The 13877-nt window shown below is 36.5% G+C and carries 19 protein-coding genes and 1 pseudogene; 5 read left to right on the top strand and 15 right to left on the bottom strand.

The annotated features are described in order from the left end of the window. Positions 1-71: 71 nt before the first annotated feature. The 4 genes from ACGLXV_RS17410 to ACGLXV_RS17395 all read right to left on the bottom strand — a co-directional run bounded on the left by ACGLXV_RS17410 (position 72) and on the right by ACGLXV_RS17395 (position 3843). The gene (locus tag ACGLXV_RS17410; RefSeq protein ID WP_391559619.1) at positions 72-197 is read right to left on the bottom strand and encodes a hypothetical protein; all 126 of its coding nucleotides are present in this window, start codon (positions 195-197) and stop codon (positions 72-74) included. Positions 198-295: 98 nt separating this feature from the next. Continuing rightward, a complete protein-coding gene (locus ACGLXV_RS17405; RefSeq protein WP_391559618.1) occupies positions 296-2173 on the bottom strand; it encodes a PTS fructose transporter subunit IIABC in 1878 nt (625 codons plus the stop codon). A gap of 12 nt (positions 2174-2185) precedes the next feature. Beyond that, positions 2186-3097 carry a 1-phosphofructokinase gene (gene pfkB, locus ACGLXV_RS17400; RefSeq protein WP_391559617.1) on the bottom strand — a complete coding sequence of 304 codons (912 nt, stop codon included), beginning with the start codon at positions 3095-3097 and terminating at the stop codon, positions 2186-2188. Then, positions 3094-3843, bottom strand: coding sequence for a DeoR/GlpR family DNA-binding transcription regulator (locus ACGLXV_RS17395; RefSeq protein ID WP_119708774.1), 750 nt, complete (start codon positions 3841-3843; stop codon positions 3094-3096). The genes pfkB and ACGLXV_RS17395 overlap by 4 nt, the downstream gene beginning before the upstream one ends. 241 nt (positions 3844-4084) lie before the next feature. On the opposite strand from ACGLXV_RS17395, the gene ACGLXV_RS17390 reads away from it, so the two are divergent. Beyond that, positions 4085-4264 (top strand): small, acid-soluble spore protein, H family, encoded by a 180-nt coding sequence (locus tag ACGLXV_RS17390; protein WP_391559616.1) that lies wholly within the window; start codon positions 4085-4087, stop codon positions 4262-4264. Between the two features lie 112 nt (positions 4265-4376). On the opposite strand, the gene ACGLXV_RS17385 is transcribed toward ACGLXV_RS17390, so the two are convergent. From ACGLXV_RS17385 to ACGLXV_RS17375, 3 genes are all read right to left on the bottom strand, one after another. Continuing rightward, positions 4377-4607, bottom strand: coding sequence for a hypothetical protein (locus ACGLXV_RS17385; RefSeq protein WP_119708776.1), 231 nt, complete (start codon positions 4605-4607; stop codon positions 4377-4379). Between the two features lie 107 nt (positions 4608-4714). Then, entirely contained in the window at positions 4715-5128 is a 414-nt protein-coding gene (locus tag ACGLXV_RS17380) for a hypothetical protein (RefSeq protein WP_391559615.1), read from the bottom strand. Positions 5129-5295: 167 nt separating this feature from the next. Beyond that, positions 5296-5571: a hypothetical protein gene (locus ACGLXV_RS17375; RefSeq protein WP_391559614.1), complete on the bottom strand. Its 276-nt coding sequence runs from the start codon at positions 5569-5571 to the stop codon at positions 5296-5298. Between the two features lie 103 nt (positions 5572-5674). On the opposite strand from ACGLXV_RS17375, the gene ACGLXV_RS17370 reads away from it, so the two are divergent. Beyond that, the gene (locus tag ACGLXV_RS17370; protein ID WP_119708779.1) at positions 5675-6172 is read left to right on the top strand and encodes a GNAT family N-acetyltransferase; all 498 of its coding nucleotides are present in this window, start codon (positions 5675-5677) and stop codon (positions 6170-6172) included. A 45-nt stretch (positions 6173-6217) separates the two neighbouring features. Here ACGLXV_RS17370 and ACGLXV_RS17365 read toward each other — a convergent pair whose 3' ends face one another. Continuing rightward, positions 6218-6418: a cold-shock protein gene (locus ACGLXV_RS17365; RefSeq protein ID WP_119708780.1), complete on the bottom strand. Its 201-nt coding sequence runs from the start codon at positions 6416-6418 to the stop codon at positions 6218-6220. A 222-nt stretch (positions 6419-6640) separates the two neighbouring features. Between ACGLXV_RS17365 and ACGLXV_RS17360 the strand changes: the two genes are divergently transcribed. Then, the gene (locus ACGLXV_RS17360) at positions 6641-6802 is read left to right on the top strand and encodes a hypothetical protein (RefSeq protein WP_162927778.1); all 162 of its coding nucleotides are present in this window, start codon (positions 6641-6643) and stop codon (positions 6800-6802) included. Positions 6803-6941: 139 nt separating this feature from the next. Next, positions 6942-7568, top strand: coding sequence for a LysE family transporter (locus ACGLXV_RS17355; protein WP_391559613.1), 627 nt, complete (start codon positions 6942-6944; stop codon positions 7566-7568). Positions 7569-7594: 26 nt separating this feature from the next. Here the strand turns inward: ACGLXV_RS17355 and ACGLXV_RS17350 are convergent, their stop codons facing one another. Then, a complete protein-coding gene (locus ACGLXV_RS17350) occupies positions 7595-9001 on the bottom strand; it encodes an amino acid permease (protein ID WP_391559612.1) in 1407 nt (468 codons plus the stop codon). Between the two features lie 64 nt (positions 9002-9065). After that, on the bottom strand, positions 9066-10307 hold the full coding sequence (locus ACGLXV_RS17345) for a two-component system sensor histidine kinase NtrB (RefSeq protein ID WP_391559611.1): 1242 nt from the start codon (positions 10305-10307) through the stop codon (positions 9066-9068). Between the two features lie 125 nt (positions 10308-10432). Between ACGLXV_RS17345 and ACGLXV_RS17340 the strand changes: the two genes are divergently transcribed. Beyond that, positions 10433-10729, top strand: coding sequence for a DUF6509 family protein (locus tag ACGLXV_RS17340; RefSeq protein ID WP_391559610.1), 297 nt, complete (start codon positions 10433-10435; stop codon positions 10727-10729). 18 nt (positions 10730-10747) lie between these two features. On the opposite strand, the gene ACGLXV_RS17335 is transcribed toward ACGLXV_RS17340, so the two are convergent. From ACGLXV_RS17335 to ACGLXV_RS17315, 5 genes and pseudogenes are all read right to left on the bottom strand, one after another. Then, positions 10748-11155, bottom strand: coding sequence for a cytosolic protein (locus tag ACGLXV_RS17335; protein WP_391559609.1), 408 nt, complete (start codon positions 11153-11155; stop codon positions 10748-10750). A 62-nt stretch (positions 11156-11217) separates the two neighbouring features. Beyond that, positions 11218-11418, bottom strand: coding sequence for a cold-shock protein (locus tag ACGLXV_RS17330; protein ID WP_066047955.1), 201 nt, complete (start codon positions 11416-11418; stop codon positions 11218-11220). Positions 11419-11518: 100 nt separating this feature from the next. Further along, on the bottom strand, positions 11519-12967 hold the full coding sequence (gene cshA, locus ACGLXV_RS17325) for a degradosome RNA helicase CshA (RefSeq protein ID WP_391559608.1): 1449 nt from the start codon (positions 12965-12967) through the stop codon (positions 11519-11521). Between the two features lie 196 nt (positions 12968-13163). Continuing rightward, complete coding sequence (locus tag ACGLXV_RS17320; protein WP_119708787.1) at positions 13164-13364, bottom strand: cold-shock protein; 201 nt, start codon at positions 13362-13364, stop codon at positions 13164-13166. Positions 13365-13556: 192 nt separating this feature from the next. Then, positions 13557-13877, bottom strand: a pseudogene (locus ACGLXV_RS17315) (bifunctional 5,10-methylene-tetrahydrofolate dehydrogenase/5,10-methylene-tetrahydrofolate cyclohydrolase); the annotation flags it as partial.

The following is a 13877-nucleotide window of genomic DNA, read 5'->3' as shown; positions in this document are numbered from 1 at the left end:
CTCTTTGGTATAAAACCTGAGAAAAAAAGTGCATAAAAAGAAGTCGTACTTTAGTACGACTTCTTTTTTATTTAATTTGGTCTCTTCTTCTCTGCCTTCTTTTCTTTTGTTGAAGCATTCCCTGACAAATCCATGTCATTAATGCTTTTCGGAACACTTTGCATGCCTGATTTTGTTTTAATATTGCGCTTCGTCAAATGAATCCCCCCTTTATTCGAGCTACATTTAATATGGCTTTTCTGACCTTTTTCTACGCATATAAAAAAGGCCAGTGGTATCCACTGACCTTGACGACTTATTCTTGAACTGGTTTCTTTACTAGCCCAAGTATTACTCCTGAAACGATCGCTCCAGCAACGATAGCGATTAAATACATAAACCACCCGCCATCAACTAAAGGCACTACGAATAATCCACCGTGTGGTGCACGTAAACCAATACCAAACATCATTGTTAATGCACCAGCCACCGCTGATCCAGCCATTAATGAAGGAATAACACGAAGTGGATCAGCCGCCGCAAAAGGAATTGCTCCTTCTGTGATAAAAGATAATCCCATAATATAGTTAACTTTTCCTGCTTCTCTTTCTTGTTTTGTGAACTTCTTGCCAAAGAAAGTAGTAGCGATTGCAATTCCAAGTGGAGGAACCATACCTGCTGCCATAACTGCTGCCATTGGCTCATATACCCCGTTTGCTAACAATCCCGTTCCAAATACATACGCTGCCTTGTTAATCGGTCCACCCATATCAAATGCCATCATTAAACCTAGTACTAATCCTAGTAATACTGCATTACCTGTACCTAGCCCTGATAACCAATTAGTAATTCCTGTATTAAGCGCTCCAACTGGACCATTTACGATATATATCATTGCAAAACCTGTAAGAGCAATTCCTAGTAAAGGATATAAAAGAATCGTTTTAATACCTTCAAGAGATGATGGTAAACTTGTTAGCAGCTTTTTCAGACCAACCACAATATAACCTGCTAAGAAACCTGCAATAATACCACCTAAGAACCCTGCACCACCGCTATTAGCTAATAAACCTCCAACTGCACCAGCTGCAAAGCCTGGACGATCTGCGATACTCATTGCAATAAACGCTGCTAAAATGGGAACAATAAACCCAAATGCACCACTACCACCACCGATTGTCATTAATGCTTCTGCAATTGGGTGATATGAAGGATCTTCTGGATTAAAAGCGTTGTAACCGAACATGAAAGAGATTGCAATTAATATTCCTCCACCTACAACGAATGGAAGCATATTAGATACACCACTCATTAGGTGTTTATAAATTGTAGCACCAACACCTTGACCTTTTTGCTCAGAAGAAGTAGAAGATGCATTCCCACTACCCTTAAAAATTGGGGCATCTTGTTTTAGAGCTCTTTCAATTAGTTCCTTCGGTTTACGAATTCCATCTGCTACTTTTGTTTCAATAACATGCTTACCACTAAAACGATCGGTTTCAACATTTGTATCAGCTGCAACAATTACAGCAACTGCTCTTTCAATTTCGGCAGGCGTTAAGACGTTCTTTGCTCCGCCAGATCCTCTTGTTTCAACTTTAATGTCTACACCAAGTTCAGCCGCCTTAGCCTTAAGAGAATCAGCAGCCATATACGTATGAGCAATTCCAGTTGGACAAGCAGTAACAGCAACGATAAATTTCTTTTCCCCAGACATCGTTTCCTCGTCTCCTTCCTCTTCCTGGTCGTACTGATCGATAATGTTCAAAACATCTCTTTCTGTATTTGCGCTTAATAATGCTTCTCTTACTTCATTTTTCATCAAGATAGAAGAAAGCCTTGCGAGCGCTTCCAAATGAGTATTATTCGCCCCCTCTGGAGCTGCAATCATAAAGAATAAATGTGCTGGTTGACCATCCAGCGAATCGTAGTCAATTCCATTTACCGACTTACCAAATGCAATTGAAGCTGTTTTAACTGCCTTCGTTTTTGCATGAGGAATGGCGATTCCTTCGCCAATTCCTGTAGTACTTTGCTCTTCACGCTTTAAAATGCCCGCCTTAAATACTTTTGCATCCTCTAGCTTTCCAGCGCGATCTAATACATCAACGAGCTGATCAATCGCTTCAGACTTCGTTGAGCCTGAAAGGTTTAGATGAATGGTTTCTTTTGTTAAAATCTCAGTTATTTTCATCTCTTTTTCTCCTTAGAACTTTGTAATGTTAACGCTTGTATATAGTGTTTCTATCATTTCTTTCGTTGCTAGACCAATTGAAAATGCAGTTGCGCTTCCAGATGCAACACTATAACGAAACGCTTCCTCAATCTCTTTCGTTTCTTCGTATTTGGCTAGAAAACCGGCTACCATTGAATCTCCTGCTCCAACTGAACTTTTCACTTCACCTTTTGGTACATTTGAAAGGTAAGCAACCTCACGATTTACTAACACGGCTCCTTCTCCTGCCAAGGAAACAATAACGTTTTCGGCTCCCATTTCTACAAGCTTACGAGCATAAGGAACCACTTCTTCTGCAGTTGTAAAACTTGTATTAAATAATTCACCAAGTTCATGGTGGTTTGGCTTAATAAGAAAAGGTTTAAATGCTAAAACTTTCTTTAATAAATCTCCTTCTGCATCTACAACAAACTTTGTTTGGTTTAAATGGCAGATTGACACTAGTTTCTCATACGTGCTTGACTCCATACTTGATGGAATGCTCCCTGCTAATACTAAAGTATCTTCTGAATTTAATAGGGATATCTGATCCTGAAGCTTTTTAAAATCTGCTTCTGTAATAGTTGGTCCTTTTGCATTCACTTCTGTTTCACTATTGGATTTTAACTTTACATTGATTCTCGTATCTTCAAGAACCTCAACAAATTTTGTTTCAATGTCTTCATTGTTCAAATAATTCTTAATGTAAAGTCCTGTAAAACCACCAACAAAACCTAAAGCTTTACTAGGTACACCCATTCTTTTTAGTAATCTTGAAACATTTATACCTTTACCACCAGGAAATTTCGTCTCATTTTTTGTACGATTCAAATCACCCAGTGTTAATTCTTCTACCTCCACAATGTAATCGAGGGAAGGATTGAGTGTTACGGTGTAAATCATTCTTTCACAACCTTTATTGTCGTTTTGCTCATGTATTGATCTTGGAACTCACTGTTCAGATCATCTGTAATGATCGACGCTTCATGTAAGTCAGCAATTTTAGCGAATGCTATTTCTGAGAACTTCGATTCATCACTTAACACAAATGCTTCTCTTGAAAGAGAAATAGCTGATTGTTTAATCATTGCTTCTTCTTGATCAGGTGTTGTGTACCCAAATTGAGTGTGGATTCCATTCACTCCCATAAAGCATTTGTCAAAACGGTATAGCTCTAAACTTGTTAGCGCTCCTCGACCAATAATGGCATTTGTCTTAGGTTTTGCATACCCACCAATTAGATACATTGGGATGTCTCTATCTAGTAAAGGTTTTACATGCATAAGTCCGTTTGTCACGACCACAATGTTTTTTGGTAAGTAAGGAATCATTTCCATTACTGTTGATCCTGCATCAAGAAAAATACAATCTCCTTCTTCCACTAAGCTAGAGGCATACTTGGCAATTCTTTTCTTTGGTTGAAGGTTTTTGGTAGCTTTCTCGACCATGCTCGGTTCTTGTAGCTTTCCCTGTAATCGAGCAGCACCACCATGTATCCTTTTTAAGAATTTATCATCTTCTAGTTGTGTTAAGTCCCTTCTTATCGTTGACTCTGATGAATTTGTTAGGTCTACAAGGTCTTGTATTTTAACTACACCTTTTTCTTTTAATTGCTGCAAAATCAATCGATGGCGCTCTGGTGTTAACAATGCATCACCTCATTAAAACGCTTTCTTTTTTTATTTCCTGAGTCAAGAGTACTATAACCCCTCTCGAAAATCAATCACTTTCTATCAAAATCTTTCTCAAATTATCAAAAACTATCAAAATTTCGACAAAAATCTACCATTTACCTTTGAGAAAATGAAGGAATTCGCTTAAAAACATTCACATGATTTACTAACTGTTTGGGGAAAGTAGTAAATGAATTAGATAAGGAGGGCTATAATTATGGATTCTAGAAGAGTAAAGCAAATATTATCATCATCAGCAGATATTCACGTGGAGTATAACGGTGCTTCTGTGTGGATTGACGAGCTGCATGAAGACGGGAAGACCGCAACCGTTCATTTGCGTGGACCATTGGAAGAAAGATCCACGGTCGATATATCTGAATTAGAAGAAGAATAATAAAAAACAACCAAAAGGACTTCAACTTATGAAGCTTTTTGGTTGTTTTGTTTTACAGATTTTTATTAGGTCAAAAAAAGAAGCATCCATACAAAATGTTGGATACTTCTGATTATTTTCCTTCGGGTTGAGCTTGATTGCGCTCATTTTGGACCTTTTCATACCATAAGTGAGCATGAGAGAGCATTGTAAATAATAGAAAGAAATTCATTGACCATACACTCACGAATGGTGCAATACCTCCAATTTCAATTGAGTGCCAACCTTTTAACTTCATCACTAAAAACGTCTCCATAAATACTAGAAAAAAACCACCGATCCCAGCAATAATTGTTCGAAGCATGTGACACCTCCACGATCTATACGAATTTTGTAATAATTATAACAAACTGTCACAAAAAGTTCAAATATTAAAAAGATTGGGCATATTTCTATGCCCAACCCGACTTCTTAACGATTTCTACCTGTCATATTTCCATTATTTCCACCAAGACCATTACGATCATTATTGTTATCGTCATCATTAAGATCTAAATCCAAGTCATTGTCGCCATTATCGTCATTTAAGATGTTGTCATCCCGACCATTTCGGTCATTGTCCAAGATATTGTTATTTCGGTTGTCTCGATCATTGTCAAAAATATTATTATCACGGTCATCGTTATCATTATTAAAGATCCCATTTCCTCGATTACCGTTATTGTTGTCTAAGATTCCGTTATCATCATTTTGGTTGTATCTAACCGGTCTATAATTGACATCATCGTCATTGTTTAAGTTGTTATCGTCCACTCCACAAGCAGACAATAAACCAAGTGTCATAACTGATGACATCGCTGTAAGAAGTACTTTTTTCTTTATCATTCGTGTGACCCCCCTGATTTCATTTGGTGAAGCATCTTTAATTTGCTCTCTTCCAGGGGTTTTTAACCTAGATTCCGCTTATTGTTTTCTGACACATGCTCCAATATAAGGTATTCAACTTTTTGAGATATCGGGCAAAATAAAAAAGCCACCACAGTGGCTTTTTACTAATTTTTCAGCTTATAAAACGTTTCAATAAAGAAGCGTGGCTCTTCTCTCACCTTATAAGGAAACAATCCTTGATTCGTATGTAAATATAGAATACCTAACTCTTTCGTCAATTTTCTAAAAGAAATATCATGAACATCCGAAAATGAAAAAGTAGAAGCACTTGTAGTAATCTTATCTTCATACATCTTTAATAATTGCTCTTCGTGTAAGACTACCTGAGTTCCATCTACAATTTTTCTTGTTACTGTAAAGTATTGCTGAGTCATAATCACAAGGAAATGTACTCCTTTTTATTTATAATCATTAGATTTTTATTTTCATTTACCCATTGAAAAGGTAAAATAGGAGATATTTTATCTTATTGGAGGATTTACCATGCTAAAGATACGCGAAGCACATATTAATGATTTACCTATCCTTTTATCAATATATAATGAGGCAATCGTAAACACAACTGCTACCTTTGATTTGGAACCTGAATCATTAGAGAAGAGAAAAACTTGGTTTGCCAAATATGGTGGTAAATATCCATTAATTGTTTCTGAATGGCATGGTGAAGTGGTTGGTTATGGGAGCTTAAGTCCTTTCCGTGAAAAACCGGCATACAATTCAACCACTGAATTATCAATCTACATATCTTCAGCGGCAAGGGGCTTAGGGATTGGTACTGCACTAATGTCTGAATTAATTACTAGAGCAAAAGAACATGGATTCCATACAATGATCGGAGGAATAACGGCAGGAAACGAAGGAAGTATTGCCTTACATAAGAAGTTTGGATTTACATTGGCAGGACATTTTAAAGAGGTTGGGTTTAAATTCGATGATTGGCAAGATGTACTCTTCTATCAACTCATCCTTCCAACCGAGTAGAAGAAAAACTCTGAGAAAGGCTAGGACTAGCCTTTCTCTTTCATATTAATATGACTTACTTGGGTTGTTTAACACTTCAACGATTTTCGTTGATTGCTTCATTTCACTATGACATAAGGGGCAGCTTGGGCTTTCGGTGCTTTTAAAATTGTCACGAATCCAACACTTGCAACTTTCTGATGAGCAAACCCACACCTTTGTTTCTTCTTTTACAACTTCTTCTTGATTTTTTCTTCCGAATCCCATATTTCCCCTCCTAAAAGTAGCTAAATAATAAAAAATCCAGTTATTATAAAAAAGAAGACCAATCTATCACCCTTTTTATAATAATTGGATTTTCTATTTCGCTTTTTATCCATTAATTAGATTATACCACTGTTGTGAAAATTTGTATAGAAAACATTTTCCCAATAAATACTACGAAAGTGTATATACTAACATTACATTGTATATGAAAGGAGACTACTAATGGATTATAGAAAGCAGAATAACTTCCAAATTCCTTATAAAAAGCAAACGACTAGTTACGGGATTGAAGAGGAAATGAGTCTTCAATCTATTCAATTTGCAACAACTCTTAATACTTACCTAAATGAACGAATTGATTCGGAATACCAAGAGAACGACTAACGACTAACCCCTAGTCCCTTCAACCTAATTCTGTTGAAGGGACTTTTTTTTGAATTCACATTTATCTTTTTGTCGTACAAGCAATCCTTCATGAATACAATGTGTACGAGCAGTTGTATTTGATTGGAGGGAATTTGCTTTGGGTGTATTTTTCAGTTATGTGCTACTAGGTTTATCACTTGCTGCTCCAATTGGTCCCATTAATGCTGCACAAATGGATAAAGGCATTAAACATGGCTTTTTGAACGCGTGGGTGCTAGGCCTAGGGTCTGTGATAGCAGACATTTTTTATATGCTACTCGTTTTTTTAGGATTTTCTCAATTCATTGAAATTCCTATAGTAAAAATGTTTTTATGGTTATTCGGATTTTTTGTATTGGTCTACACGGGTGTGGAAGGATTACTAGGTGCTGGAAAAATTGTACTTAGCAAAGGAAATAGGGATGCTTCTTTATCCAAATCCTTCATCACTGGATTTTTCATGTCCATTTCTAATCCGCTAACTATTTTATTTTGGTTAGGTATATATGGGTCAGTATTAGCAAAAACGGCAACCATGTACGAACACACAGAGCTATTATACTTTAGCAGTGCCATCATTTTAGGACTTGTCATTTGGGACGTATGTATGGCAGCAGTTGCAAGCAGCTTTAGGAAATTACTCACAACAAAACTGCTAACAATAATCACGATCATCTCTTCTATATCCTTAATTGGTTTTGGCTTATATTTCGGGCTTGAAGCGTTAAAAATCTTTATGAACTAATATAAAAGCCCCTAATAAAAAGGGGCTTATTGCCGTTTACGATAGTGTCGATGGCTTTTTATCTTACCATTGTGTGTGTTGATTTTTTTCTTTTTAGCCCGCCCTTTTACAAAATGGGAAATGATGTCAGCGCAAATAATAATAAGCACGATTAAAAGACTGACAAATAATCCAGGTCGGGAAGAAGCATGTAATAAAGTACCTGAAATGGCTAAAAGGATAAGCCCCATCCCAATAAACCTTTTAATATGGTCCCAGCGAGAAAAAGTAATGAGACGCGGAGCTGAAAATAACACCAGTATCCAATTGTATAAAAGCATTAATCCGGCTGCCGTTGTAATATATTCATAAATGGAATCCGGCATCAAACGTGCAGTGACTATGGAAGCAACTAAACCTGATATCGTTACCAGTAAAGCTATTGGAGGTACTTTTAATTTCCCTTGCTTCGCTAATAATTTTGGAGCATCATGGTCGTCTGCCATTGTTACTAACATCGTTGTTATAGCGAATAACGATGCTGACATGGTGGAGAATCCTGCAATAATAAGAGCCCCATTAAACACATGAGGAACAAACCCTAAGTTGGCATATTCGTGAAGAGCACTAACAAATGGACTTTTTTTATCGGAATGTTCTTGCCACGGAATCATTGTAACAGCTAGAAATATTGATATGAGGTAAATGATTGTTAAGACGATGAGCATGATTTTCCCTGCTTTTGGAGCATCATCTTTGTTCTTTAAACGTGTAGCCATAATGCCCATAATTTCTATACCGCCAAAAGCGTAAAATCCGAAAATTAGAGCAGACCATAAGCCTTTTAATCCATTTGGTAATATTTCATTTTTGGTATTAGGGAAATGATCAAATCCCTTCTGACCATCAATAACTCCAGTTAAAGCAAGAATTGCAATAATTATAAACATTAAAATAGCTGAAATCTTAATCACACCGAGGAGATTTTCTATTTTCTCGAACCCTTTATTACCTAAAAGAACAACAACAATACCTAGAGCTGCATAAAAAGCGGAAAATACCCATAAAGGGATATTCGGAAACCAAAATTTCGTAAAGATTGAAAGAGCTGTAAGTTGGCTTCCAGTAATGAGCATTTCTGACATCCAATATACCCAGCCACTTGTAAACCCAGCCCATGGACCAAATGCCTTTTTCGCATATGCCCGAAATGATCCTTTTTGAGGGTCCTGAGCGGACATTCTTCCGAGTGAGTCATAAACAATATATGTCCCTATCCCTGCAATTAGAAAAGCCAATAGGACCGCTGGACCAGCCATTTGAATCCCGATGCTTGACCCTAAAAAGAAGCCCGTACCGATAATACAACCGACTCCAATTAAGGATAACGCATACCAGGAAAGTCCCTCTTCGTTTCCTTTTGTCTTTTTATCCACGTAATTCTCCCCTTTCATTACCTATTGTTCGATGAACAGGAAAGAGTTATGTATCTATAAAACAAAATGTTTTTATGTATGATTAAAGAGGTACCTTTCCTGTATAAACAGGTAAATAAATAAGAAAGCGGGTTCCTAAAGGACTGCTTTTAACATTCATCGTTCCATGATAGTTTTCAATGATTTTCTTTGAGACAGAGAGCCCTAATCCAGTTCCCTCATCCTTTGTCGTGAAAAAAGGATCAAATACATGTTGGAGTAGGTTAGGGGCAATTCCCACACCATTATCAACGAATTCAATGAATATATTTGACCCTATCAATTCTGTTGAAATCGTGATTTCAATTGTGCTATCATTTTTGGCTTGCAAGGAGTTTCGATATAAATTAGAGAAGACCTGAAATAACTCTTCTCGATCAGCTACAAAGAAACTATTTGCAGATGCCGGACTGATTTTATATGTAATATTAACATTATGAAGCAGTGCATCACTGTTGAGAAAATGACCGAGATAATCGATAAAGAAATCTTTTACCTCCAATATCTCTCTCTTAACCGTACCAGGCTTCGAAATACGCAGAAAATCGGTAATAATCTTGTTTGCTCGATCAATCTCTGGAATAAGAAGTGACCGAAACATCTCCGCAGTCTCCTCATCAACTCTCCCCTGTAGTAATTGTAAGTATCCTCTTACAGTCGTTAAGGGGTTTCGAATTTCATGAGCAATACCCGCTGCTATTCTACTAGCTAAAGTTTGTTTTTCTGCTTCCTTAATATGATTTAGAAAGCGAAATACACCTACAACTCGGTCTATCCTTCCTTCTGAGGTTTTAATTATTCTTGTATTAATAATCCCATAATTTTTATCTAATATTTCTTGATTAAATATCGGCTTGCCTGTTCGTAACGTTTCAAGCATTTTGATTTGTTCATCCGGAATCTGGAGAAGTTCTCGCACATGCTTTCCAACTACCCTTTCTCGATCCACATGTAAATCTATAGCGGCCTGCGCATTGCAAAGAGTAACTATCCCCTCAGAATTAATAAACACAATATGATGTGGAACCACATCTAATATTTCATTTAAAAAAATTTCAATCTCTTCAAAAGGAATCATAGGAGTGGAGGTAATCTTTATCCCTCTTTTTTTGGCAGTTGAATTTTTTATTAGATCAACATTCTGAAACTCATTCTTAGTAAGCTCCATCCTTAATTCAGGGTCAGTATATGTAAAAGAAAAAGGTAATAATGACACAAATCTTTTGTAAAAAAACAATTCTTGCTTTAATTGTTCCATTTCTTTTAAGTTATTATTAATTGTCAAATGAAACTCTCCTAGCATGTAAAGTTCTTCCTATTATTATACGCTTAGTTCCATTTGATGAAAACTGCTTTTCCATCTTACAAAATAGGGGTATACTAAAAAAAGCTTCAATCAGGAGGTATAAGATGAATTATACAGAATATACAGTTGAAAGAGTGGAAGACCCATTCAACATATTAACAGGAAATCGATATGAATTCTTGATCGATTTTACTGTGGACGAAGAGGATGAATTGTACCGAGAACAGGGGCTAAAGTTGAAGGTCCTATATGTTGTAGACGAGAATGGTCCACGTGTTTCACATTATCACATATTAGAATCTGACACAGAAAAAGTGCTGGAATTTGACTTAGAAGATGAAGAGTTAGTTATGCTTCAATCATTTTGTAAAGAACATTACCTAGAAGCAGAAGAGGAGTAAAAAGAGCAATCGCTCTCTTTACTCCTCTTCTACTTTCTTGCCATCTTCAATAATGTGATACATTAAATGTGCTAAATGGTGAATGGGCCCATACTCTTCTTCAGCCTCTTCCCCCTCAGCTTCCTCTTCATTGTACTCTAAATCATTTAATTGGAGTGCTGCAAATTGATAAAAATCCTTAAGTTCAAACGAATAGCAACCACTTGGTTCTTCACTTTCTTCTTCATAGTGAAGAACCAGATACGATTCTTTTCCTTCTTTATCAACTGCATCAAAATAAACAAAAAACCCTATATTCGTATCTAATTCGAATAAATGACGCGTGCCACCTTCTGTTGCTAGGTGAAAATCTTCTTCATTCAGTTTATTAACTACCATCTTATCCACTTGATCTTCTTTATGAAAATTTACTGTGAATGATTTCATATTGAACCCCCTATTTGTTTCAGACACAAAAAAGAGCTCTAAAAAGAGCTCTATTGGATCCATTAGATTTTATTAACATTAACAGCTTGTGGTCCACGCTGTCCTTGTTCGATATCAAAGCTAACTTCTTGACCTTCATCAAGAGACTTAAAGCCTTCGCTTTGAATTGCTGAGTAATGTACGAATACATCCTCTCCACCTTCAACCTCAATAAATCCAAAACCTTTTTCTGAGTTAAACCATTTTACTTTACCAGTTGCCATGTAAAAAATCCTCCTAAATTTCAAAAGCTCTTTTTAATGATACCTTGTATCACATTTATATATTGCCTAATTTTTTATATTTCAATCACAAAAATGTAAATTATTTTTGTTTTGCTGGTTTACGATTACGCGAACCGCGATCATCTCTACGATCTTTACTTCGGAAATCCTTGCTTCTTCCACGATCATTCGAGCGTGTACGATCTCTAAAACCAGACTTCGGTTTACGTGAACGAACTGGTTCTACCGCTGTTAGTTTGATTGGAGTAACATCAGGTTCCTTAGTTAAAAGCTTTAATGTTGCAGCTAGTACCGTTACAGAATCAATATCTTCTAATAATGACTCAGCGGCACGTTTGTAATCAGAGTAATCATTATTTTCAATTACCTTCATAATTTTATTAATTGTAGCTTCTTGATTTCCAGCGATTACATCTTTGTAAGAAGGAATTGGTTTTTTAACCATCTTTTTATTTGTTACTTGCTCAATAATTTTCAAATGATCAAGTTCGCGTGGGGAAACAAATGTATAAGCTAGACCTTTCTTCCCAGCACGTCCTGTACGACCAATTCGGTGTACATAGCTTTCTGGATCCTGCGGAATATCAAAATTGTACACGTGTGAAACCCCACTAATATCCAGGCCACGAGCAGCTACATCAGTTGCTACCATGATTTCAATTGTTCCATCCTTAAAGCGACGAATAACTTGGTCACGTTTTGACTGCGGAATATCACCATGGATTCCTTCAGCTGAGTAACCGCGCTTGATCAACCCTTCAACCACTTCATCTACACGCTTCTTCGTACGGCCAAAAACAATTGCAAGCTCTGGAGATTCAATGTCGAGTAAACTAGTTAACACATCAAACTTTTGTTTTTCATGTGTTTCAAGATAGAATTGTTCAATATTTGTGACTGTCATTTCCTTTGCTTTCACTTTTACAAGCTCAGGATTTTTCATGAATTTTTCGGCAAGAGTTTGAATTCTCTTGGGCATTGTCGCTGAGAAAAGTAATGTTTGACGTTCTTCAGGGATATCACTTAAAATTCTTTCGATATCTTCGATGAAGCCCATATTTAGCATTTCATCTGCTTCATCTAAAACAACCATCTTAATATTATTTAGACGAATCGTTCTTCTGTCTAAATGGTCGATTAGTCGTCCAGGTGTTGCAGCAATGATCTGTGGTCGGTTTTTTAATGACCGAATTTGGCGATTAATATCTTGACCACCATAAATCGGAAGTGTACGAATTCCTTTCACTTGCCCAATTCGGTTTAATTCTTCAGCCACCTGAACTGCTAATTCACGTGTAGGAGCTAATACAAGACCTTGAATACCCTCTTGTAAATCCATCTTTTCTAGTAATGGAACACCAAAGGCTGTTGTTTTTCCTGTTCCTGTTTGAGCTTGCCCAATCATATCTCTTCCTTGAAGAGCGATCGGAATCGCTTGTGCTTGTATCGGTGTTGGTTCTTCAAATCCCATATTTGATACTGCTTTTTGTAATTCACTACTTAGACCAAAATCTGAAAATGTTGTCAAAGTTATTTTTCCTCCTTAATTTTAAACACCTATATCATTATTTTGTACTTAGAATTATATTTTAAAGTTTTTTTTGTAATTTTTTTTTGAGTGAAGGAATGATCGCGAGAGAATAAAACGGAGTTAATTATCATGGTTTCATTCCAAAGAAAAAGGTGATGCTTATATCAATGCATCACCTTAAATGACTCATATATTAAGCTTTTTGAACGTTAGAAGCTTGTGGTCCACGGTTGCCTTCAACGATTTCGAAAGTAACTTCTTGGCCTTCTTCTAAAGTTTTGAAGCCTTCTGATTGGATTGCTGAGAAATGTACGAATACATCTTGACCTTCAGCTGATTCGATGAATCCGAAACCTTTTTCTGCATTAAACCATTTAACTTTACCTGTGTTCATGTGTAAAACCTCCAAAAAATTGTTCACCATAAGTACTAAATATATAGATCAAAAACGTAAAAAGACGTAACTAGCAAGGAAGGGAAGAAAATCGACCACATCCTGCAGTTACGACCACTTAACCAAAAATATATACCGAACTTTATAGCGTTATACTCATATTAAACCAATATGCAGAATAAGTCAAGAAGATTAAATGGATTGAACTACTTCATTTTCCACTTTCGACTGAAATCTGCGTTCTGCCGAATCGACTGTATGTTTTAATAGCATGGCGATCGTTACAGGTCCAACACCACCAGGAACTGGTGTAATAGCGGATGCTTTTTCAAAACAAGAATCGTATTCAACATCCCCAATGTTTCCTGGGTTATAGCCAGCATCTAAAATCACTGACCCTTCCTTCACCCATTCACCCTTAATAAAGTTAGGCTTACCTACTGCTGCAACAACAATATCGGCTTGTTTCACAATGTCTGGTAAGTTATTTGTATATGAATGGCATGTAGTTAC

Origin of the sequence: Robertmurraya sp. (assembly GCF_036676585.1) — a bacterium.
GTDB lineage: Bacteria > Bacillota > Bacilli > Bacillales > Cytobacillaceae > Robertmurraya_A.
The sequence above is the reverse complement of the archived record's forward strand: the minus strand, read 5'-3'. Positions and strand labels throughout refer to the sequence as shown.